The organism is Geojedonia litorea (assembly GCF_042654525.1).
In the GTDB taxonomy this organism is placed as follows: Bacteria; Bacteroidota; Bacteroidia; order Flavobacteriales; family Flavobacteriaceae; genus Geojedonia; species Geojedonia litorea.
Map to the genome: position 1 here is coordinate 1 of NZ_JBHSGP010000004.1, position 23,211 is coordinate 23,211.

17 protein-coding genes are annotated in these 23,211 nt (G+C 37.0%); 10 read left to right on the top strand and 7 right to left on the bottom strand.

The features are described from left to right. Positions 1-6,326: HYR domain-containing protein (locus ACFO5O_RS00025; protein ID WP_387959707.1), on the top strand; the 6,326-nt coding region annotated here is incomplete at its 5' end. A 50-nt stretch (positions 6,327-6,376) separates the two neighbouring features. Here the strand turns inward: ACFO5O_RS00025 and ACFO5O_RS00030 are convergent. After that, a complete protein-coding gene (locus ACFO5O_RS00030) occupies positions 6,377-6,604 on the bottom strand; it encodes a YgaP family membrane protein (RefSeq protein WP_387959709.1) in 228 nt (75 codons plus the stop codon). 142 nt (positions 6,605-6,746) lie between these two features. Between ACFO5O_RS00030 and ACFO5O_RS00035 the strand changes: the two genes are divergently transcribed. The 7 genes from ACFO5O_RS00035 to era all read left to right on the top strand — a co-directional run bounded on the left by ACFO5O_RS00035 (position 6,747) and on the right by era (position 14,859). Further along, positions 6,747-7,538 (top strand): response regulator transcription factor, encoded by a 792-nt coding sequence (locus ACFO5O_RS00035; protein WP_387959711.1) that lies wholly within the window; start codon positions 6,747-6,749, stop codon positions 7,536-7,538. Positions 7,539-7,633: 95 nt separating this feature from the next. Next, complete coding sequence (locus tag ACFO5O_RS00040; RefSeq protein ID WP_387959713.1) at positions 7,634-8,251, top strand: fibrobacter succinogenes major paralogous domain-containing protein; 618 nt, start codon at positions 7,634-7,636, stop codon at positions 8,249-8,251. Positions 8,252-8,271: 20 nt separating this feature from the next. After that, positions 8,272-10,179 (top strand): hypothetical protein, encoded by a 1,908-nt coding sequence (locus ACFO5O_RS00045; RefSeq protein WP_387959715.1) that lies wholly within the window; start codon positions 8,272-8,274, stop codon positions 10,177-10,179. Between the two features lie 4 nt (positions 10,180-10,183). After that, a complete protein-coding gene (locus ACFO5O_RS00050; RefSeq protein ID WP_387959717.1) occupies positions 10,184-11,449 on the top strand; it encodes a formylglycine-generating enzyme family protein in 1,266 nt (421 codons plus the stop codon). A gap of 13 nt (positions 11,450-11,462) precedes the next feature. Further along, the gene (locus tag ACFO5O_RS00055; RefSeq protein ID WP_387959719.1) at positions 11,463-12,668 is read left to right on the top strand and encodes a hypothetical protein; all 1,206 of its coding nucleotides are present in this window, start codon (positions 11,463-11,465) and stop codon (positions 12,666-12,668) included. Between the two features lie 6 nt (positions 12,669-12,674). Beyond that, positions 12,675-13,859, top strand: coding sequence for a formylglycine-generating enzyme family protein (locus tag ACFO5O_RS00060; protein ID WP_387959721.1), 1,185 nt, complete (start codon positions 12,675-12,677; stop codon positions 13,857-13,859). Positions 13,860-13,977: 118 nt separating this feature from the next. Then, positions 13,978-14,859: a GTPase Era gene (era, locus tag ACFO5O_RS00065; protein ID WP_387959723.1), complete on the top strand. Its 882-nt coding sequence runs from the start codon at positions 13,978-13,980 to the stop codon at positions 14,857-14,859. On the opposite strand, the gene ACFO5O_RS00070 is transcribed toward era, so the two are convergent. Further along, on the bottom strand, positions 14,860-15,591 hold the full coding sequence (locus ACFO5O_RS00070) for an SIMPL domain-containing protein (protein ID WP_387959725.1): 732 nt from the start codon (positions 15,589-15,591) through the stop codon (positions 14,860-14,862). It lies immediately after the preceding gene. 84 nt (positions 15,592-15,675) lie between these two features. Here ACFO5O_RS00070 and der point away from each other — a divergent pair, with 84 nt between their 5' ends. After that, positions 15,676-16,980: a ribosome biogenesis GTPase Der gene (gene der, locus ACFO5O_RS00075; RefSeq protein WP_387959727.1), complete on the top strand. Its 1,305-nt coding sequence runs from the start codon at positions 15,676-15,678 to the stop codon at positions 16,978-16,980. A 141-nt stretch (positions 16,981-17,121) separates the two neighbouring features. Here der and ACFO5O_RS00080 read toward each other — a convergent pair whose 3' ends face one another. The 5 genes from ACFO5O_RS00080 to ACFO5O_RS00100 all read right to left on the bottom strand — a co-directional run bounded on the left by ACFO5O_RS00080 (position 17,122) and on the right by ACFO5O_RS00100 (position 20,372). After that, positions 17,122-17,988: a TPM domain-containing protein gene (locus tag ACFO5O_RS00080; RefSeq protein WP_387959729.1), complete on the bottom strand. Its 867-nt coding sequence runs from the start codon at positions 17,986-17,988 to the stop codon at positions 17,122-17,124. Then, positions 17,937-18,374: a TPM domain-containing protein gene (locus ACFO5O_RS00085; protein WP_387959731.1), complete on the bottom strand. Its 438-nt coding sequence runs from the start codon at positions 18,372-18,374 to the stop codon at positions 17,937-17,939. Before ACFO5O_RS00085 ends, ACFO5O_RS00080 begins: the two co-directional genes overlap by 52 nt. 5 nt (positions 18,375-18,379) lie before the next feature. Further along, positions 18,380-18,988 carry a LemA family protein gene (locus ACFO5O_RS00090; protein WP_387959733.1) on the bottom strand — a complete coding sequence of 203 codons (609 nt, stop codon included), beginning with the start codon at positions 18,986-18,988 and terminating at the stop codon, positions 18,380-18,382. Positions 18,989-19,066: 78 nt separating this feature from the next. Then, positions 19,067-19,396, bottom strand: a complete 330-nt coding sequence (locus ACFO5O_RS00095) for a MerR family transcriptional regulator (RefSeq protein ID WP_387959735.1) — start codon at positions 19,394-19,396, stop codon at positions 19,067-19,069. Between the two features lie 4 nt (positions 19,397-19,400). Further along, a complete protein-coding gene (locus ACFO5O_RS00100; RefSeq protein ID WP_387959737.1) occupies positions 19,401-20,372 on the bottom strand; it encodes a M23 family metallopeptidase in 972 nt (323 codons plus the stop codon). A gap of 224 nt (positions 20,373-20,596) precedes the next feature. On the opposite strand from ACFO5O_RS00100, the gene alaS reads away from it, so the two are divergent. Beyond that, on the top strand, positions 20,597-23,209 hold the full coding sequence (alaS, locus tag ACFO5O_RS00105; protein WP_387959739.1) for an alanine--tRNA ligase: 2,613 nt from the start codon (positions 20,597-20,599) through the stop codon (positions 23,207-23,209). Positions 23,210-23,211 lie beyond the last annotated feature (2 nt).

Here is a 23,211-nt window from a genome sequence, read left to right on the forward strand (position 1 = left end):
TAACAGTAACGGCTACAGATGCAGCGGGCAATACCGATGTTTGCAATTTTGATGTAACTGTAAATGACACTGAAGATCCAGTGGTAAGCTGTCCATCAGATATTACAGTTAATAATGATGCAGGACAGTGTGGAGCCAATGTGAATTTCACACCAACAGCTACAGATAATTGTTCAGTTGCCTCGATAGTAAGTTCACCGGCTTCAGGAAGTTTCTTTGCTGTGGGTACAACAACAGTAACAGTAACGGCTACAGATGCAGCGGGCAATACCGATGTTTGCAATTTTGATGTAACTGTAAATGACACTGAAGATCCAGTGGTAAGCTGTCCATCAGATATTACAGTAAGTAATGAAGCAGGACAATGTGGTGCCATTGTGAATTTCACACCAACAGCTACAGATAATTGTTCAGTTGCCTCGATAGTAAGTTCACCGGCTTCAGGAAGTTTCTTTGCTGTGGGTACAACAACAGTAACAGTAACGGCTACAGATGCAGCGGGCAATACCGATGTTTGCAATTTTGATGTAACTGTAAATGACACTGAAGATCCAGTGGTAAGCTGTCCATCAGATATTACAGTTAATAATGATGCAGGACAATGCGGCGCCATTGTGAATTTCACTCCAACAGCAACAGATAATTGTTCAGTTGCCTCGATAGTAAGTTCACCGGCTTCAGGAAGTTTCTTTGCTGTGGGTACAACAACAGTAACAGTAACGGCTACAGATGCAGCGGGCAATACCGATGTATGTACGTTTGAAGTAACTATACAGGACAACGAAATTCCAATTGTTAGCACCAACGGAGACAAGAATGTGAGTAATGACGCCGGAGAATGTTCAGCATTAGTAACGGTATCAGCATCAGCAAGTGATAATTGTGGTGTAAGTAGTCCAGTTGGCGTAAGAAGTGATAATTTACAATTGAACGATCCTTACCCTGTTGGTATGACAACTATTGCATGGAATGTACAAGACGTAAATGGCAACGATGCGCTTGAAGTGATCCAAACGGTAATTGTAAACGACAATGAAGCTCCAATCGCAGTCTGCAAAAATATTACAGTTGAATTAGATGCTTCAGGACAGGCAATTATCTCACCATATGATATTGATGGTGGCTCAACAGATAATTGTGGAATACAATCGCTTTCTGCAAGTAAAACAAGTTTTAATTGTGTTGATATTACGCCACTTGCCTCAACAATTAATAAAGTAGTCATTAGCCAAATATATGGTGGCGGTGGTAATACTGGAGCGACCTTAAGAAATGACTTTATCGAGTTGTTTAATGCTGGTACTACAACCGTTTATTTAAACGATTGGTCGGTTCAATATACTGGGGCGACTGGAACTTCTTGGCAAGTAACAGCATTAACAGGTAAAATTCAACCCGGACAATACTATTTGATTCAACAAGCTTTAGGTAATGGGGGAACAACAAGCCTTCCTGATCCAGATGCAACTGGTAATATTGCCATGTCAGCTACAGCAGGAAAAGTTCGTCTTGTTAATTCAACATCAACTAGTCCTACAAGTTCCCAAGTTATCGATTTTGTTGGATATGGAAGCGCGAATGTTTTTGAAGGGAGTGGGCCAACAGCATCACTCTCAAATACAACTACTGCTAAAAGAAATAGCAATGGTTGTATAGATACTGATAATAATTCTGCTGACTTTACTGTTGCTGCACCATCACCTAGAAACAGTGCAAGTCCATGGGCTCCTTGTTCGGTTACACCTTCAGGTACTCCTGTCGTATTAACAGTAACCGATATCCATGGTAACACTAGTACCTGTACAGCCTATGTGAAAGTTGAAGATAATGTCGACCCAACAATTGATGTAGCAGCTTCAGATTTAACTGTAGAATGTGATGGTGCTGGAAATACCCAAGCTTTAAACGATTGGTTAGCTGCCAACGGAGGTGCTGAAGCATCAGATGCATGTGGTATTGTTTGGTCTAACAATTTCACGGCTTTGAGTGATGATTGTGGCAATACAGGATCGGCAACTGTTATTTTTACGGTGACCGACCCATCTGGAAATACTGCTACAACTACAGCGACCTTTACAATAGAGGACAAAACGCCACCTGTTTTAACAATTCCGTCAGATGTAACCGTAAACTGTGAAGATGATACTGCCAGTTCTAATACTGGAGTAGCGACGGCTACAGATATCTGTTCAAATTATTCTATTACGCAAAGCGATTCTAGCACACAAGTGATGGATAATACGGATCCTGGGTATTATAATTACAAGATTACACGTACGTGGACAGCAACTGATGAATGTAATAATAGTGTGTCATTGGATCAAATTATTACCGTCCAGGATGTAACTGCACCAACGATTTTATGTCCAAATAACATCACCATCAATTGCGAGGACGATACGACACCTGCAAATACGGGCACAGCGACAGGTACGGATAATTGTTCATCGGTAGCCATTACCTTTAGTGATGTTAGCACCCAAAACAATGACGCAAACAATGTTGGTCATTATAACTATACTATTACAAGAACATGGACAGCGACCGATATCAGCGGAAATGATACAACCTGTGTTCAAGTGATCACGGTTCAAGATGTAACTGCACCAACGATTTTATGTCCAAATAACATCACCATCAATTGCGAGGATGACACAACACCTGCAAATACGGGCACAGCGACAGGTACGGATAATTGTTCATCGGTAGCCATTACCTTTAGTGATGTGAGCACCCAAAACAATGACGCAAACAATGTTGGTCATTATAACTATACTATTACAAGAACATGGACAGCGACCGATATCAGCGGAAATGATACAACCTGTGTTCAAGTGATCACGGTTCAAGATGTAACTGCACCAACGATTTTATGTCCAAATAGCATCACCATCAATTGTGAGGACGACACAACACCTGCAAATACGGGCACAGCGACAGGTACGGATAATTGTTCATCGGTAGCCATTACCTTTAGTGATGTTAGCACCCAAAACAATGACGTAAACAATGTTGGTCATTATAACTATACCATCACAAGAACATGGACAGCGACCGATATCAGCGGAAATGATACAACCTGTGTTCAGGTGATTACGGTTCAAGATGTAACTGCACCAACGATTTTATGTCCAAATAACATCACCATCAATTGTGAGGACGACACAACACCTGCAAATACGGGCACAGCGACAGGTTCGGATAATTGTTCAGTGGTAGCCATTACCTTTAGTGATGTGAGTACCCAAAACAATGACGTAAACAATGTTGGTTATTATAACTATACTATTACAAGAACATGGACAGCGACCGATATCAGCGGAAATGATACAACCTGTGTTCAGGTGATTACGGTTCAAGATGTAACTGCACCAACGATTTTATGTCCAAATAACATCACCATCAATTGCGAGGATGACACGACACCTGCTAATACAGGAGCAGCAACTGGAACGGATATTTGTTCAGCAGTTGTTATAACCTATAGTGATGTGAGTACACAAGATCCTAATATTAATAATCCAGGACATTATAACTATACCATCACAAGAACATGGACGGCAACAGATATCACAGGTAATTCCGTAAGCTGTAATCAAGTGATCACGGTTCAAGATGTAACGCCTCCTGTAGTAGATTGTGTCAGACTTACCATTCAATTGAATGAAAATGGAAATGCAACGATTACACCAGAACAATTGAACAACAATTCTTATGACAACTGTAGTCCAGTAAGCTTAAGCATTTCCCAAACTAATTTTTCCTGTAGTGATGTAGGAGGAGACTTGGATGAATTAATAATTTCAGAATATATTAATGGTAGTGATGATAATAAAGCGATTGAAATTTATAACGGAACAGGCTTAGCCGTCAACATGTCTGAATATAAGTTGAAAATTTATCCAAATGGAGGAACAGCTTATGAGATTCCATTAATAGGAACTGTAATAGACAAAGATGTTTACGTAATCGCAAGTGTATTTGCGAGTCAACCAATTCAATTCAAAAGAGATTATGCAGTGAGTAATCTGGATTTTGATAGTAATGACGCTATTGAGTTATTACATAATGGAGTCCCTGTGGATTATATTCCAGGTGGTTCAGGTTGGTTAAATACATTGGTTAGGAAAGAAAATATTCAAAGCGGAAGTGCTTCTGGGGATTTAAGTGAATGGAATGCATATCCATTGAATACATTTAATTATTTAGGTAGCCATAATATTTCTGTTACAGATAACGGCAATAATGTGTTATTGACGGTAACTGATGTGAGTGGTAATTTATCAACGTGTGAAGCCAAGGTCTTTGTTCAGGATGTGACCGCACCAGTTGTAGTTTGTAATGCGATTACCGTTCAGCTGGATGCAACAGGTAACTATATTCTAACAACTGGAGATAAAATTGCTGTTGGGTTAGGTAGTGAGGATTCCTGTGGCATTGCGAGTTATGAAGTGTCTCCAAATGTTTTTGACTGCACTAATGTTGGACCAAATGCGGTCACCCTAACGGTAACTGATAAGAATGGAAACTCCGCAACCTGCAATACTACAATTACTGTTGAAGATAAGGTAGATCCAATAGCTTTATGTAGACCAATTACAATCCAGTTGGATGCCAATGGCAATGCAAGTATTACGCCAAGTGATATTGATGGCGGTTCAAGCGACGCTTGTGGAATCACCTTATCAGCGAGCAAAACGTCATTTGACTGTTCAAATGTTGGTGCAAACACAGTGACCCTAACGGTTGAGGATGCTAACGGAAATTCTGCAAGTTGTGATGCCATTGTAACGGTAGAGGATAAAGTAAATCCAATAGCTATTTGTAAAGACATCACCGTCACTCTTGGTGCCGATGGCACGGTAACTATAGCCGAAGATGCTGTAAACAATGGTTCTAACGATGCTTGCGGTGGATTGACCTATGATACCGATATCACATCGTTTACTTGTGCTGATGTCGGCAATCCAGTTCTGGTGACGCTTACCGTAACAGATGTCAACGGAAATAGTTCAACATGTGAAGCAACTGTTACTGTAAATGGATTATTACCAGTTATACAATCGATTGTGCCAAGCGAATTACCGCCGTTCTGTCAAGACGCAGCAATTCAACTTACGGTGAATACTAATCTTAATGAAAATGACATTAGATCTTATCAATGGGTTGTCGTTGGTCAAGGCGAATTAGGAGCAATTACTAATGAGAAGGTAGCACGTGTTTATGCCAACGGAAAATATGGTGTAACGGTGACTTCAGAGACCAATTGTACAGATTATTTAGAGTACACAGTAACTAACTTTGATGTAACTAACTTAATCGCTTCTTATACCATATTGGCTCAAGACGATATTTATTTACATGGGTCAAATTTAGTTCAAAGTGGAGGCCTAGGCGTGACAGGTGCTAATGGATTGATTAAGTTACATCAGGCCACTACTGTGGTTGATTTTGGCAAAGCAAAGCGCTTTGATCTTAATCAAGGTAGTGTCATAAATGGCGGTATCACAATGTCACCAGCGGCACCACAAAGCATACCTGCATTTGTTGCTAATACCTATTCTAATGCTGGTAGCCCAAATGTGATTGCAAATACTAATCAAACATTAACAGGATCTGTCTTTAATGTAGTGCAAGTTGGACAGGGAGTGACTGTTACCTTTACCCAACCTAATGTGTATATTAATCAGTTAGTAACACAACAGAATGCTTCTATTGAGTTTGGATCTTGTGCGAATGTGTTTATTAATCAGAAATTCACCCTTGCTCAATTTGGAACTATCAACGCCAATGGGAAGAATGTGGTCATTTATGTAAATGCTGATATTCAAATCGAAAAAGGATCGTATGTACGAGCGCGTATGCATTCCAATGGTAATGAGTTCTTGGTGAAAGGGGAAAATGCTAATAAAAATAAAGTAGCAGAACCCACAGTAATGAAGGGACTTTTTATAGGTCGTCGCGTTCATGGCAGTATCAATGTAAAATGGGAGCAAGACCAATTATGTGATACGGGTTGCCCAATTGCAGCACCAATTTCTAGTAGTAGAATGATGCCATCAACTCGTATTGATCTAGATGATGACTTCCAAATTAATGCTTGGCCTAATCCATCAGATTCTAATTTTACGCTGAAAGTAAAAACACAGGATAGAGCTAATCGTATTCTAATTCAAGTGTACGATATGAGTAATAAGCTAGTGCATGTGAAAGAATTCAATCCAAATGATAATTATAAATTTGGAACTGAACTTGAAGCAGGAGTCTATATTGTGAAAGTAACGCAATCAGGAAAATTGCAAACCGTACGATTGGTGAAGTACTAAAACTAAAAAACCTCTTAAGAAATTAAGAGGTTTTTTTATGGGGATTAACTCTAGCTTCCATCTTGAATGGGTTCTGTCCCTGGCATGAGTTTGTTAAGTATAAAATACACAGGACAGAACTTGGTAACTGGACTAATAATTTGAAGTGCAGCAACGGCACCTGCCATATATAGCCATTGAATGCTAACAGTGAAGGCTAAAATAACACTGGTAAGATAGAGTACTCCTACGATAGCATCATGCAGTCTAATTTTGGTTTGTGAATGAGTTGTTTTCATAATGTATTGAATTAATGAGTTTATTATGAATGGGTTAGGATTTAAAGTTACAAAATATTTTATTGATGTGGTTTTAAAGGTTTGAAAAAAGGAATGCAACATGTTGCTTTATTCATAATAGAGTTGTAGATTTAATATACCAATGAACTCCAATCTAATATTCGATTTATATAATTCTCATAAAAATTATTTAGCTCAAGAATCGCTAACTAATTATAATATCGATGTTAAAGCTTTATTATCAAATTTATTCAGTCCTGGCCCGAGTTTTTATTATATCATTGATTCTCCAACCTTAAGAGTTAGCTTATTGAGTAAGGGTATTGATGATATTTTAGGTGTTTCAGAAGATGAATTTTCTGTAGAAAAAGTGATTGAACGTATTCATCCAAATGATGTAAGTTGGTTTTTAAAATGTGAAGATGTTGTTGCCTATTTTTTGCGAAACTGTATACGTCCTGAAAATATTGTTAACTACAAGATAAGTTATTGTCTTCGTTTAAAAGCAAAAGATGATCAATACAAATTGTTTTTGCTTCAAACCATAACCTTAAAAACTACCGAAGATGGAGCTCTTTTGAAAGTATTTGGTTGTCTCTCAAATATTAATCATATCACTTCGGTAAATACTAAAAAATTATCATTAATTGGACTAAATGGAGAGCCATCCTATTTAGAACTTGATATTGAAAATCACGAATTATTTGAGAATTTTAAACCCTTTGTTACACATTTGGATGATATCCCTTTTACAAGTCGAGAGCTCGAAATTATTAAGTTATTAGGCGAAGGATTTACCATGAACGAAATCGCAAGCCACCTAAACATTGCTTTTGAAACGGTAAATACACACCGAAAAAACATTCTTAAAAAATCAGACTCTAAAAATGTTACTGAATTAGTTGCCGACTGCATTAGAAAGGGCTATGTTTAAATACAGTTTAGTTCAAAGTACCCAAATGTGGGTATTGATTATTGTTATTATTTTAATTTATTTTGAGATTGCCCAATATTAATACCCCATGATCCATGCTAAAATATAGTTTCCTTTTCCCATTTTTAGTTTGCACTTTAGCCTTGTCACAAACCATCGAAACGGTTAACATTGGTGATCAGGTGTGGATGGCTAAAAATTTAGAATCCAATAGTTTTCAAAACGGTTCGGCAATTATTCAAGCTCAGGACCGCGAACAATGGCAAAATCTTACGGAGGCCGCGCAACCGGTTTGGGCTTATTATTATTATGATAAGGCTACTGGTGAGCCATATGGTTATATGTATAATATATATGCAATTACCAATGGTAATCCCTGCCCAAAAGGGTTTAGAGTGCCAACTAATGACGATTGGCAAAAACTAATTAAGTATGTAAGTGAAGATCTTGCTGCCAAAAAATTAAAAAGCATTTCTGGATGGGATGATAATGGTAATGGCACCAATGACTATGCATTTAATGCATTACCCGGAGGTGTTAAAAGCGGTTATGGAGGATTCAATAGTTACAAAAAACAAGCCTCTTTTTGGTCCAATTCTACTCATGACGATCAGGGTTTGTGGTCTGTTGTACTGATGTGGTGGTCAGATAAAGCAATTATAAATCCTTCAGGTAAAAAAGGAGGATTGCATTGTAGGTGTATTAAAGAATAAGCAAATATTAATTGTCAGTTATGGAACAAATTTTCACTTCAAAAAAAGCCATGCTATTATTAGTTATTGGTTTCATTAATTGCTTCTGTAGCATTAGTGCCCAACACATAAACGGAGGTTCAGGTCAAGGTTTAGTGGCTTTGGTGCCTAATAAATTTGAAGATAAACATGAGTACAAGAATATTAGACCCGATGTACATGCTGGATTTTGGCAAATTAGGGTTGTACCTGTGAAGTGGGCTTGGGAAGGTTTACAAGTCACCTATGAAATTGATATTAACCAGCCAACATTGGTAAGAGGTGCTAATGCTGATGGTGGCGAACACGATTATGATATTTCTCAATTTAATTTAGCCATTTCTGGTAGTATGGAATTTATGATTGAAGGGGATTATACCAACCCAAATACTCAAGAAAAAGTATCTTTTACAAAAACTGTCTACGCTCCAAACCTTGGGTCTAACATGGTAACAGGTAGCGAGCTGTTTGGGTATTCGGGAAATGTCACTAATTTTAAATCCGCACAAGAGATCATTAATTACCTTAAGATTGAGATTCGGTCTATTAAAGCGCTGAACAAACATATTAGCGGCTACCAAAGGATAGATATTGATTTGGGAAATATTCTTAAAGAAAAAAGAACAAATAATTACTTTAATAATCTGCTTGCCGATGCCAAAAATGCCGAAAGTTTTGACAGAATAGACGATGCGATTCAATATTACCAAAAGGCATACGATGTTAAAAATGACCCTGCTGTTAAAGCTAAAATAGAGGAGTTAAAAGCGAGACAAAAAGAAAGCATCGATAAAAAAGAAAGTGAAGAGCTAGTTTCGCAGGCTCATGAGGCCGAAAATAGAGGAGATTTGGAAAAAGCCAAACAACTGTATCAACAAGCTGCGGATAAGTCTGGTAGCCCTAGCTTGAAAGAGGATATTGCTCGCATTAATAATAAGATTGCAACACAAAAAGCAGAGACACAACAAATAGACCAACAACAATCACTGCAACAAAACTCTAATCAGTCTACTCAATTAGATTTTTGGGGCAACCCTGTCACTACCAATAATTCTAATGTAACTACAACTAATTCTGGTAATAACAATGCCGCAAAAAAAGCAGCTTGGGAGCAAGAAGAAGCGTTAAAACGACAAAGGGTAGACAATTATAATGCTAATTTGATTGAGCAAAGTAATGATATCTATCAACAATCGTTAAGCATAGATAAGGATATGAACGACGCCCTGTCACAGATAAGCCCAGAAACCTATGGCGACCCCAAAGCAATGATACAAACAGGGATGAACCTTTTAAATACCGCCAATGGCAATTTGGGACAGGCCTATACTGGTGCCGCTTTAGGTGGTGTAGGACTTGCCGCTGGTTTATTAGGTGATTTGGCTAAAGCCAAAGCAAAAAAAGAAGCAGCTGCCGAACGTGCACGCATCCGCAAAGAAGCTGAAGCTAAAAAGCAGGCCATAAGAGAATCTATAAAAAAAGCAAGAGTTGCTGTGTTTAATGGTTACCCACAAGGTGAGTTACCTTTATCTTCTACAACTTCAAAAGGGAACAACCTTTATTATTTTGTGTACGCCTACAATCAAGACCAATTAATGCTTGATAACCCTAAAGTAAAGGCAACTAATGTGTTTGCCATAGGCAAATATCCCGATGGGACTTGGCCTATGAAAACTAAACTAGAAAGTGAAATTAATGCTTTAACCCCACTAAATGAAACCATTTGCGGCCCTTTTTATAGCCAATCTGAAGCTAGTTCAGTATATCAGTCTTTTGTAAGCTATTTAGATAAAACGAATATGGGTATGGACACCATAAGCTATGAAGGCTTCAATGCACATAGTGAAACCGAAAATCTTCAACAATCAGCTCCTAAACTTGACTTTTGGGGAAATCCAATAAAAAATTAAACCTATGAAATTATCTTTTTCTCTTGTATTAATTATTACATTTTCAATACAAATCAATGCCCAAAATACCGTAGCCAAATTTAAATATGAAGATGCCGAAAAGGCTTATTACGATGACAATTTTGAAACCTGCATTCAACTACTAACCGAAACCGAAGCCTTGTTAGGGCAAACCGCACCTAATATTTTACACCTGCGTATTTTGGCAGAACATAAGTTGTTAGAGCAAAATCCTTTGCACAGTTATACCTTGATAGAAAACTTAAGAAATCATTGTAATAGCTATTTACAAAACTATGACATTGCGGGCTTGGAAGAGAAATTTAGAGATGTATATGAAATTAACAATGCCTTAAGCCAATATCCCGATTCCAAGGAAGCATTTGACGCGAAAGTGGCCGAAGTTGAGCGTTATAATACTAGCATCATAAATCAGATAAAAGATACTATGGTTTTAATTGAAGGAGGCAGCTTTATAATGGGCAATAAAAAAGCCTATTATACTAATGAACAAAAAGAACATGAAGTAAGTGTTGGCGATTTTAAAATGGGTAAATACGAGGTAACCTATGAACAGTACAAACTGTTCATAAATGAAACCGGTTATAAAGATGAAGGCGTTGTATATAAGATAGGAGATAAAGTAATTGTTGACCCGCTTAATTTAGATTGGAAATATGGCGAGGATAAATTGCCAAGAACATCAGAGGATAATAATCTGCCAGTAATTAACGTGTCTTGGAATGGAGCCGTAGCCTTTTGCCAGTGGTTAAGTAAGGTGACTGGTGACTATTACCGCTTACCTACCGAAGCCGAATGGGAATATGTTGCCAAGGATGATAGGCCATTTAATGTAGGTAGATGGTATTTGAAAAGCTATAATGAAAGAGGTTGGCTAAAGCATAATTCTAATAAAAAAATTCATCCTGTTGGTCAAAAACAACCCAATTCAAGAGGGGTTTATGACCTTTTTGGCAATGCTTTAGAATGGTGTTACGACTGGTATGGTAAAAATTACTATCATGTTAGCCCAAATCAAAACCCATCAGGGCCAATCTCTGGAAGTGAAAAGGTAACTAGGGGCGGGAATATTTATACAAATATTAGTTTTGATGATAAATTGAATTTGCCTATTATAGATAAAACCAAAACATATATGACTATGCGATATACTGGTGGAGCCAATGAAATAAGAAACAACGTTCAGGGATTTCGCATTGTCATGCCCTTAACAGATGAAGGGAAAGCAATAGGTAACACGGTTAATTAAAACTATTTAACACATGAAAAGAATATATTCAATTGGTATAATTTTAATAATTACGCTCAATGTTCAGGCTCAAAACACCGTAGCTAAATTTAAATTTGAAGATGCTGAAAAGGCATTTTACGATAACAATTTTGAAGACTGTATTCAACTATTGACCGAAACCGAAGCCTTGCTAGGGCAAACCGCGCCTAATATTTTACATCTGCGTATTTTGGCAGAACACAAGCTGCTAGAGCAAAATCCTTTGCACAGTTTTGTCTTAATAGAAAACTTAAGAAATCATTGTAATAGCTATTTACAAAACTATGACATTGCGGGCTTGGAAGAAAAATTTAGAGATGTCTATGAAATCCAAAATACACTAGGACAGTATCCTTCCAGTAAAACGGCATTTGATGAAAAGATAGCGGCATTGGAAGCTGCTAAAATTAAAAACAGTGTAGAAGCCAAAAAGGTTATTGAAAACTATCTTGAGGCCATAGGAGGGAAAGACAAGATAGCTAATGTGAAAACAGTTTTTAGAAGTGGAGAAGTTTTTGGAGAGCCATTTCCTTTGTTGATAGAAGACAAAAAAATGGTCCCTAATAAATTTACCAGTAGTCGATATTTTAAAAACAGAAGGAAAAAAGGCGATTTAATTTACACAGATGTGTTTAACGGCGAAACTGGCCATAAACAAAATAAAACCAGCAAAACCCCTTTAACAGAAACTGAAATTGCTACCTATAAAGAACAGGCTATATTCCCAGAATTGAATTATCTCTCTTTACCTTATAAACTACATATTGTGGATACTTTAAGTTTGGCATCAGGTAAAGCCTATAAGCTAAAAATAGAAAGCCCAACAGGAAAGGTGTTATTTAAATATTATAATGTACTAGATAATTTATTATATAAAATTGAGCTTCAAAATGAGGAGTCTAACAAACAAGGGGAACTTATATTAAGTGATTATAAAGATGTGAATGGCATCCTGATGCCTTTTAGCTTTCAATCAGGAACCTCGGCTTTGGGCACAGTAACTTCTATAACAGGCGACCAAGAAGCACCAGAAAAATTGCAAAATAAGCAAGTAATGGCCATTGCCTTAATAGGAAAAATTCAAGAGTCATCAATTAATGATAAAAACACGAGTAATGAGCCTAAAAAAACCATTACCATTTGGTCTGAAATAAAAATCAATCAAGACGTTTTTGAAAACGACTTTAAATTAGACTAAACTATAATGAAACCTTTGTTAATTAGCGTCTTTGTCCTTTTTAGCATTACGGTTAGTGCTCAAAACACCGTTGCCAAATTTAAATATGAAGATGCTGAAAAGGCTTATTATGAAGGCAACTTTGAGACCTGCATTCAACTTTTAATCGAAACCGAAGCGCTTTTGGGGCAAACTGCTCCTAACATCTTACATCTGCGTATTATGGCGGAGTATAAGCGTTTTGAAAGTAATCCCTATGATAATTACTTAAATTTAGAACACATACGTAACCAATGTTCTACTTATCTTCGTGATTATGATATAGCTGGATTAGAAGAAAAATATCGGGATATATACACCATTCAAAATGCTTTAAAGGTCTACCCTCAAGATAAAGTATCTTTTGACGAAAAGGTTAATCAACTTAAAATAGAAGCCGATAAAAAAGCTTCAGAACTTAATGCAATATATATTCAAAATCAAGAAATTATAGACCGTTTCTTACCTATGGTTCTGGTTGACGGAGGAACATTTTTAATGGGTCTCAAGAACGACAAAGAATTGAAATGGATTCATAGATCACAATCACATCTTTACAAAGATGCGATGCCTCAGCATCAAGTGAGTGTAAATACATTTAAAATTGCAGCGTTTGAAACTACAAATGAGGTTTGGGCATGGGTTTTTGGTTCTGCAGAATCCATAGATACAAAGGACGCGAAAAAGCCTGTAGTAGCTTCATGGGAAGAATCTCAAGAGTTTATTTTCAAACTAAATAAACTTACTGGACGAAAATACCGTCTACCCACTGAAGCAGAATGGGAATATGCGGCCAGAGGAGGAAACCAAAGTAAAAACTATCAATTTAGCGGCTCTGATAATAAAAATGAAGTAAGTTGGAATGAGGCCAATGCTTCTTTTTTTGAAACCAAGCACCTAAAAACCCATACTGTTGGTCAAAAAGCTCCAAATGAATTAGGAATTTATGATATGACTGGTAACGTTTGGGAATGGTGCAACGACTGGTATGCTTCCGACTACTACAAAAACTCTCCAATCACTAACCCATTAGGACCAGATCAAGGAATTATTCGTGTAGCTAGGGGTGGTTCTGTTCAATGTAATTTTGGTTGCTATACGGTTAATCGCACTTTAGGAATAGATTTAGCAGAAGGTTATATCGGATTTAGATTGGTTTTAGATGATGAATAATAAGAGGTCTAAATAAAGATTCACTGTTGTATTGATGATGTTTGCTAAACGCAGATTTACAATTCATGAATTAGTTTCTCATTGTATTTAATTCTACCTTTGCATCAAACTCAAAAGAATGCACAAAGCTGGTTTTGTAAATATCATTGGAAATCCAAACGTGGGGAAATCAACCCTCATGAATGCTTTTATTGGCGAAAAGTTATCCATCATTACTTCTAAAGCGCAAACCACGAGACATCGTATTTTAGGGATTGTGAATGGTGACGATTTTCAAGTGATATTGTCAGATACACCAGGCATTATCAAACCAGCGTATGAGCTTCAAGAATCGATGATGGATTTTGTGAAATCTGCCTTTGAAGATGCCGATGTGCTTTTATATATGGTGGAGATTGGGGAGCAGGAACTTAAAGATGAATCCTTTTTCAATAAAATAACCAATTCTAAAATTCCTGTTTTATTACTTCTAAACAAAATTGACAAATCCAATCAAGAACAGTTGGAAGAACAGGTTCAATTATGGTCAAAAAAAGTACCCAATGCACATGTGATTCCAATTTCAGCTTTAGAGGGCTTTCAGGTGAAAGAGGTATTTGATCGTATCATTGAATTGTTACCAGAGTCACCGCCATTTTATCCAAAAGATCAATTAACCGACAAACCAGAACGCTTTTTTGTCAACGAAACCATTAGAGAAAAAATCCTTATGCATTACAAAAAGGAAATTCCTTATGCCGTTGAAATTGAAACTGAAGAGTTTTTTGAAGAAGACGACATCATCAGAATGCGTTCGGTAATTATGGTGGAGCGAGATACTCAAAAAGGTATCATCATTGGCCATAAAGGTACTGCGCTAAAACGCGTTGGAGTGGAGGCTAGAAAAGATCTTGAGAAATTCTTTGGCAAACAGGTTCATTTAGAGCTGTATGTCAAAGTGAACAAGAATTGGAGAACCAATCAGCAACAACTGAAGCGTTTTGGATATCATCAAAAGTAGCTAGTCTACTTCATAATCCAATTTCATAGTAATAGATGCCGTTTTTTCTTTTGATTCGGTATTATAAGTGCCTCCCCATGAAAAATCTTCATTAGAATTTTGCCCTGTAATTTGAAAGATTCCCATTTTTGCTGAAATTAAATCACCCAACTTTCCTCCAGAATTTTTTGCAATCATTTCGGCTCTGGTTTTAGCATCACTCGTAGCCTTTGAAATCATTTCAATTTTTAAATCGGCTAGTTTAGTATAATAGTAGCGCGGTGCATTTGAGTAAAACTGAATGCCCTTATTAAGAAGTTCTGTAATCTCTCGAGATACATTTTCAACCTTCTCTACATCATTAGAATCAATTTGAAGGGATTGGGTTAAAATAAAGCCTAAAAATTCGTCACCAATATATTTACCGTCAGAAGAATACTTGCCTTGGGTGTTTTTTCTACTGTTAACCGCATTAAATACCAGTTCCTTTGAGGTGATTCCTTTTGATAATAGATATTCTGAAATTATTTTTTTATCCTTTTCTAAATCGCTATAAGCTTGTTGTAAATTACTGTTTTCTCTTGAGAAAAAACCTTCCCATACAATGAGGTCGGATGTGAAATCTGCTTTTCCCAGTCCGGTTACTGAAATGGTTCCATCTACTTTATTTCTATTCATAAAAGCATTTCCAAGTAAAAATGATGAAATTATAATAGCCAAAGAAAACAAGATGGCCGCAACGTTTTGTTTCATGTCTGTAAATTAATAGTTTGAATCTTTGTAAAAGATAACGAAATCATAAGCATATCATTATCTTTGCAGCAAAATTTATTTAAGATGAGTAGCATTGTTGCCATTGTAGGACGCCCAAATGTTGGAAAATCAACGTTTTTTAACCGTTTAATAAAACGAAGAGAAGCTATTGTTGATGCCGTTAGTGGTGTTACCAGAGATCGACACTATGGTAAAAGTGATTGGAATGGTAGAGACTTTACACTTATTGATACAGGAGGCTATGTGAAGGGAAGTGATGATGTTTTTGAAGCCGAAATTGATAAGCAGGTTGAATTGGCTATTGATGAAGCTGATGTCATCGTATTTATGGTAGACGTTGAGTCTGGAGTCACTGGCATGGATGAAGATGTGGCAAAATTACTTCGTAAAGTGGATAAGCCTGTGTTTTTAGCAGTGAATAAAGTAGATAATGCTAAACGTGCCGAAGATGCGGTTGAATTTTACAGTTTAGGCCTTGGTGAATATTACACCATAGCCAGTATTAATGGTAGTGGTACTGGAGATTTGTTAGATGCGCTTATAAAAGCCTTACCCGAAAAAGAAGAGGTAGAAGAAGCAGAATTGCCTCGCTTTGCAGTTGTAGGTCGGCCTAACGCTGGTAAATCTTCATTTATTAATGCGCTAATAGGGGAGGATCGCTATATCGTTACTGATATCGCTGGAACCACTCGAGATGCTATTGATACCAAATATAATCGTTTTGGGTTTGAATTTAACCTCGTTGATACGGCAGGAATAAGACGTAAAGCTAAAGTAAAGGAAGATTTAGAGTTTTATTCCGTCATGCGAAGTATTCGCGCTATTGAACATTGTGATGTGTGTTTGTTGGTTCATGATGCAACTCGAAGTTTTGATGGACAGGTGCAAAATATTTTCTGGTTAGCCGAACGCAATAGAAAAGGAATTGTGATTCTTGTAAATAAATGGGACTTGGTTGAAAAAGATACTAAGACGACTAAAGAATTTGAAACCGCAATACGTAAGGAGTTGGAGCCTTTTACTGATGTTCCCATTGTGTTTGTTTCGGTATTGAATAAACAACGTATTTATAAGGCTATTGAAACTGCAGTTGAGGTATATAACAATCGAACCAAACGCATTAAAACCAGTGTGTTAAATGAAGTGTTATTGCCAATTATAGAGCACAATCCACCACCGGCCAATAAAGGGAAATATGTTAAAATAAAATACATTATGCAATTGCCAACACCGCAACCGCAATTTGCATTTTTCTGTAATTTACCTCAATACGTTAAGGAGCCTTACAAACGCTTTCTAGAGAATAAATTGCGTGAGCAGTTCGATTTTCATGGTGTTCCTGTGAGTGTGTATATGAGAAAGAAATAGGCAAGGCGCTTATCTTTTAGTGCTATCTACTACCAAATGAGGAATACTTGATTTTAAGTGGTATGATAGTGCTCAATACAGTATAGCTGTCATTTTTTATTAGTGGTGGATGCAATATTTTTTTGGATAATCAGTATTCAGTTACCAACTACCACCAGCGCCACCACCTGAAAAACCACCGCCTCCAAAGCCTCCGCCAAATCCGCCGCCGCCTCCAAAACTGCCGCCTCCAAAGCCACCACTAGAACGGCCAAAACTGCCACGACCTAAATTACTTAAGATGATGGCTTCCAAAATATCGATACCTTCAGATCGGTTACCGCGATTGCCGCCACGACCGCCACCACGTCTGTTTTTTGAAATGGAAATGAGAATAACTATAAAAATGAAGATTAAAATTACTACAAGTCCAAATGGAAAACCATTGTTTCTTGCTACTTTTCGCGTACTTTGATAGCTTCCTGTTAAAATTTCAAATATAGCATCACTACCCTTGTCTAAACCAGTGTAATAATCACCACGCTTAAACTCTGGGATAATAACATTTCGTACCAGTTCTCCAACTATGCCCGCTGTAAGCCGGTCTTCAACACCATAACCTGGCGATATCCAAATATTACGATCATCTTTGGCTAATAAAATAAATACGCCATTATCTTCTTTAGCCTGACCTACACCCCATTTATGGGCCCACTTAGGAGCCAGCAAACCTATATTTTCACCTTTGGTCGTACTGATTATAGCTACGACTATTTGGGTTGAAGTAGTGTCTGAATACCGAATAAGTTTTTGTTCAAGATTAGTTTTCTGATTTGGAGTTAGTAAATCAATATAGTCATATACACTGGTTTGTTTCTCGGGAATAGGAGGAACATTAAATTGGGCATACGTTAAAGTTTGTATACCTACACCAAAAAAGAGGAGTACAGCAAAATATATGTGCTTTAATTGTTGCATCACCCTTTTGAAATTGAATTTGGGAGTTCGTTTTCGTCTCCATGTTGCCATGGAAAATGTTTTTGCAATTGCTCGCCTGCTTTTTTAACACCTTCTATAAGTCCTTGTTTGAATTCGCCTTTCTTAAAATGAACTTGCATAATATCTTTAGTGCTGTTCCAAAATTCAGTTCCAACAACGTCATTAATTCCCTTGTCTCCGTAAATAACAAAGGTTTTATCTTCAACGGCTACATAAATCAATACGCCATTTTGAAGCTTGGTATTATCCATTTTTAAGAAATGGAAAAGTTCCATGGCACGATCAAAAGCATCAGTTTTTGAAGTTCTTTCAATGTGAATTCTGATTTCACCAGAAGTTAGCAGCTCTGCTTCACGAATAGCGGCAATGATTTCTTGTTCTTCTTCTGCACTTAAAAAATCTTCAATTTTTGACATGGGCTTTAATTAAAATCGAACTCAACATCAACAGGTTCTTCTGCACCAGCTTCTGCATCAAAATACGGTTTACCTTCAAAATCAAATAAACCAGCAAGCATTGAGTTTGGGAATTTCTTCACATGATTGTTATAGGGGTTGATAGCCTCGTTATAGCGCGTTCTCGCCGTTTGAATCGTATTTTCAGTACTGGTTAATTCGTCCTGTAATTTTAAAAAGTTTTGGTTAGCTTTTAAATCAGGGTATCTTTCAATCACTAATAGTAATCTTGAAAGGGCATTGCTTAATCCACTTTGAGCACTATTGAATTGTTGTAATTTTTCAGGAGTTAATTCATCAAGATTATTAATATTAATCTCAGGTTTTGTGGCTTCAGATCTTGCTTTGACAACTGCTTCTAAAGTGCTTTTTTCAAAATCGGCAGCACCTTGTACGGTTCTAACCAAATTACCAATGAGGTCATTTCGTCGCTGATATGAGGTTTGAACATTACCCCATGCTTCACTTACATTTTCATTAAGTTCAACTGCTGTATTATTAAATCCTACGGCCCAATTATAGATACCAAACGCGATAACTGCGATGACAATTACGGGTATTAACCATTTTTTCATAGTATAAGAATTTTGAGTTAGTTATAAATGTTGAAGCTAATTGCTTCTATGTTATTAGTAATGTGATATAACAGAATGTTACAGTTGGGTTTTAATTTTAATTAATTGGGCCTTAACATTCTCTAACTTGTTAATAATTTCGAAATTATTTAAGGATTGTTTGCGCTCTTCTTTAAGGTGAGTTTTAGCACCTTCTAAAGTAAAGCCGCGCTCTTTTACCAAGTGGTAAATAAATTTAAGGTGTTTAATGTCCTCGGGCGTAAATTTTCTATTGCCCTTGGCATTTTTTTTAGGTTTTAAAATATCAAACTCTTTTTCCCAAAACCTAATTAAAGAGGTGTTTACATTAAAAGCTTTGGCGACTTCGCCAATGCCATAATATCGTTTTTCAGGAAGTTGGATGTACATAGTATTAATCTAATGATTGGTTTTCAAGTTGTGCTTTTTCTAGAAGCTTGCTGAATTCTTCAGCTGATAAATTACCGTAGTAGAAGTTAATAGGGTTAATACGCTCACCATCTTTGAAAATTTCATAGTGTAAATGTGGCGCCTCAGAGCGACCGGTACTTCCTATAAAACCAATAAGGTCACCACGTTTTACGCGTTGATTGTCCCTCACATTATACTTATATAAATGGGCATACAAGGATTCGTAACCATAACCATGATCTATTCTAATATGATTTCCATAACCTGTAGCGCGGTTATCGGCTCTAGTGACAACACCATCACCTGTAGCGTAAACAGGCGTACCTCTAGGGGCTGTAAAGTCCATACCATAGTGAAATTTACGAACTTTAGTAAAAGGATCGGTTCGGTACCCAAAACCTGAAGCCATTCGGGTTAGGTTTTCATTATTTACAGGTTGAATTGCTGGAATTGAAGCAAGAAATTTTTCTTTATCAGCAGCTAGCAAAGCGATTTCATCTAGAGACCTCGATTGAACAACAATTGCTTTTTGCAATACATCCAAACGTTTGTTGCTTTCTATAATAAGTTTGGAATTGTCATAGCCTTCAAACTTACTATATCTGTTAATCCCTCCAAAACCGGCACGACGCTGTTCTTCTGGGATAGGGTTGGCTTCAAAGTATAATCGATAAATACCGTTGTCGCGCTCTTCTACATTTTCAAGTGCAGCAAAGGCATCATTAACTCGTTTGTTCAGTAATTTATATTGCAGCTGCATATTTTGAAGCTCTCTAGCTAAAGCACGTTCTTTAGGGGATTGCACAAATTGACTGGCAATAAACACAAATAAAAATCCGAAAAGAGCAGAGGCTAATAAAAAAACGGCTGCATAAGTAATGGTGGTTCCTTTCTTGCGTTCAATCTTACGATAGGAAAGCGTGTCAGAATCGTAATAATATTTTACCTTACTCATGTCGCAATTTATACTATTTTTGCAGTTATAATAGACACTTATGATGTCTGTTGAACTAGTTGTCAAACGTCCAAACCAACAAAAATAGTATTTCTATAGTTTTGGATATGGTTTTTTATCAGTAAGTCGCTCTCAAAAATCATATTTTATGAACGATGGGGAGTAAAGATAAAAATTGTTTTGCAATTAATCATTTTTTAACAAAAAGACAAGAAAACTTATACATGAAGTCTCAAGAAGTCCGCTCTAAATTTTTAAACTTTTTTAAGGATAAAGCTCATAGTATTGTACCATCTGCACCAATGGTATTAAAAGATGATCCAACACTTATGTTTGTGAATTCTGGTATGGCTCCGTTTAAGGAGTACTTTCTAGGAAATGGTCAACCAAAAAACAGCAGGATTGCCGATACACAAAAGTGCTTACGCGTTTCGGGCAAGCATAATGATTTGGAAGAAGTGGGCTATGATACTTATCATCACACACTCTTTGAAATGTTGGGCAATTGGAGTTTTGGCGATTATTTCAAAAAAGAAGCCATTGCCTGGGCTTGGGAATTGTTAACAGAAGTTTATGGTATAGATAAAGACATTCTTTATGTTACCGTTTTTGAAGGCAATGAAGATGACCAATTGGCCATGGATAGTGAGGCTTTTGAGCTTTGGAAGCAGTTTGTTCCTGAAGATCGCATTTTAATGGGGAACAAGAAGGATAATTTTTGGGAAATGGGCGACCAAGGGCCATGTGGACCATGTAGTGAAATTCATGTCGATATTCGTTCAGCAGAAGAAAAAGCAAAAGTACCTGGCAAAGATTTGGTGAACAAAGACCATCCTCAAGTTGTTGAGATTTGGAACCTTGTATTTATGCAATACAACCGAAAAGCCAACGGGTCATTAGAAGTTTTGCCAAACAAACACATCGATACTGGTATGGGGTTTGAGCGCTTATGTATGGTATTGCAAGGTGTTCAATCAAATTATGATACCGATGTTTTTACACCCATAATTAGAGAGATTGAAACCATTGCACAAAGCAATTATCGTAAAAACGAAAAGGTTGACGTGGCTATTCGCGTTATCGCCGACCATGTTCGCGCAGTGGCCTTTTCAATTGCTGATGGACAGTTACCTAGTAACACTGGTGCGGGGTATGTAATACGCCGAATTTTACGCCGTGCTATTCGTTATGGGTTCACGTTTTTAGATCAAAAACAGCCATTTATTTATAGATTAGTTGATGTGTTGAGCGAAAAAATGGGAACAGCTTTCCCAGAATTAAAATCACAAAAACACCTGATTGAAAATGTAATCAAAGAAGAAGAAGCTTCATTTTTACGAACGCTCGATCAAGGGTTGATAATCCTTGATGGCATCGTTAAAAGCACAAAAGGAACAATGGTTTCAGGTGAAAAAGCATTTGAGCTATATGATACTTACGGTTTTCCAATCGACTTAACAGCTTTAATTCTTCATGAAAAAGGATTAAGTCTTGATGAAAAAGGCTTTAATGAAGAACTTCAAAAACAGAAAAACAGATCGCGGGCAGCTAGTGAAATGAGCACAGGAGATTGGACTGTTTTAATTGACGATGCCGATCAAGAGTTTATTGGATATGATGCTTTGGAAGCCAATGTTAAGATTACGCGATATAGAAAAGTAACCTCAAAAAAAGATGGGGAAATGTACCAATTAGTCTTTAATTTAACTCCTTTTTATCCTGAAGGCGGGGGACAAGTTGGTGATAAGGGTTATCTTGAGGATGTACATGGTGATGTGGTTTATATTGTTGATACAAAAAAGGAGAACAACGTAATTATACATTTCGCTAAAAGCTTGCCTGAACATCTTACAGAAAGCCACAAAGCAGTGGTAGATGCAAAACAGCGATACAGAACCGAATGTAACCATACAGCTACACATCTATTACATCAGGCATTAAGAGAAGTTTTGGGAGATCATGTTGAGCAAAAGGGGAGTGCGGTACATTCAAAATATTTGCGTTTTGATTTTTCACATTTCTCAAAATTGACGGTTGAAGAATTAAGGGATGTTGAAAATTTTGTCAATGCCCGTATCGATGGAAAACTTCCACTAATTGAAAAGCGCAATATTCCAATGGACGAAGCCCTTAATGAGGGCGCTATGGCCTTGTTTGGCGAAAAATATGGGGATACTGTACGCGCTGTACGATTTGGAAAGTCTATTGAACTTTGCGGTGGCACTCATGTTAAAAACACAGCCGATATTTGGCATTTCAAAATTGTGTCGGAAGGTGCAGTTGCAGCAGGGATAAGACGTATTGAAGCGATTACCAATGATGCTGTTAAGGATTTTTATGTTGAAAATAACAGGCAGTTTTTTGAAATGAAAGATCTATTGAACAATAGCAAAGAACCTGTAAAAGCACTTCAAAGTTTACAAGAAGAAAATGCCAATCTTAAAAAGCAGATCGAAAGTTTGTTGAAAGACAAAGCAAAAAATATCAAAGGCGATTTAAAAGCTGAATTGCAAGATATAAATGGTATAAAATTTTTGGCTAAAGAATTGGATTTGGATGCTTCTGGAATTAAAGACCTTTGCTTTGAGTTAGGAAGTCAATTTGATAATCTATTCTTACTATTTGCAGCTTCATCTGACGGTAAAGCGCTACTGTCATGCTACATATCCAAAGAGTTGGTAGAAAGTAAGGGATTGAATGCTGGTCAAATTGTAAGAGATCTTGGTAAATATATTCAAGGCGGTGGCGGTGGCCAAGCATTTTTTGCAACTGCCGGCGGGAAAAATCCTGATGGGATTCAAGAGGCTTTAGACAAAGTGAAGGATTATATAGCGTAAGC

What these genes read in the sequence shown, in the direction of transcription:
- ACFO5O_RS00045 (WP_387959715.1), top strand. Translation starts at nt 8,272, where the DNA reads ATGGAACAAATTTTCACTTCAAAAAAAGCCATGCTATTATTAGTTATT.
- ACFO5O_RS00085 (WP_387959731.1), bottom strand. Translation starts at nt 18,374, where the DNA reads ATGTCAAAAATTGAAGATTTTTTAAGTGCAGAAGAAGAACAAGAAATC.
- ACFO5O_RS00090 (WP_387959733.1), bottom strand. Translation starts at nt 18,988, where the DNA reads ATGAAAAAATGGTTAATACCCGTAATTGTCATCGCAGTTATCGCGTTT.
- ACFO5O_RS00055 (WP_387959719.1), top strand. Translation starts at nt 11,463, where the DNA reads ATGAAAAGAATATATTCAATTGGTATAATTTTAATAATTACGCTCAAT.
- alaS (WP_387959739.1), top strand. Translation starts at nt 20,597, where the DNA reads ATGAAGTCTCAAGAAGTCCGCTCTAAATTTTTAAACTTTTTTAAGGAT.
- ACFO5O_RS00070 (WP_387959725.1), bottom strand. Translation starts at nt 15,591, where the DNA reads ATGAAACAAAACGTTGCGGCCATCTTGTTTTCTTTGGCTATTATAATT.
- era (WP_387959723.1), top strand. Translation starts at nt 13,978, where the DNA reads ATGCACAAAGCTGGTTTTGTAAATATCATTGGAAATCCAAACGTGGGG.
- ACFO5O_RS00100 (WP_387959737.1), bottom strand. Translation starts at nt 20,372, where the DNA reads ATGAGTAAGGTAAAATATTATTACGATTCTGACACGCTTTCCTATCGT.
- ACFO5O_RS00050 (WP_387959717.1), top strand. Translation starts at nt 10,184, where the DNA reads ATGAAATTATCTTTTTCTCTTGTATTAATTATTACATTTTCAATACAA.
- ACFO5O_RS00040 (WP_387959713.1), top strand. Translation starts at nt 7,634, where the DNA reads ATGCTAAAATATAGTTTCCTTTTCCCATTTTTAGTTTGCACTTTAGCC.
- ACFO5O_RS00095 (WP_387959735.1), bottom strand. Translation starts at nt 19,396, where the DNA reads ATGTACATCCAACTTCCTGAAAAACGATATTATGGCATTGGCGAAGTC.
- ACFO5O_RS00030 (WP_387959709.1), bottom strand. Translation starts at nt 6,604, where the DNA reads ATGAAAACAACTCATTCACAAACCAAAATTAGACTGCATGATGCTATC.
- ACFO5O_RS00035 (WP_387959711.1), top strand. Translation starts at nt 6,747, where the DNA reads ATGAACTCCAATCTAATATTCGATTTATATAATTCTCATAAAAATTAT.
- ACFO5O_RS00080 (WP_387959729.1), bottom strand. Translation starts at nt 17,988, where the DNA reads ATGGCAACATGGAGACGAAAACGAACTCCCAAATTCAATTTCAAAAGG.
- ACFO5O_RS00060 (WP_387959721.1), top strand. Translation starts at nt 12,675, where the DNA reads ATGAAACCTTTGTTAATTAGCGTCTTTGTCCTTTTTAGCATTACGGTT.
- der (WP_387959727.1), top strand. Translation starts at nt 15,676, where the DNA reads ATGAGTAGCATTGTTGCCATTGTAGGACGCCCAAATGTTGGAAAATCA.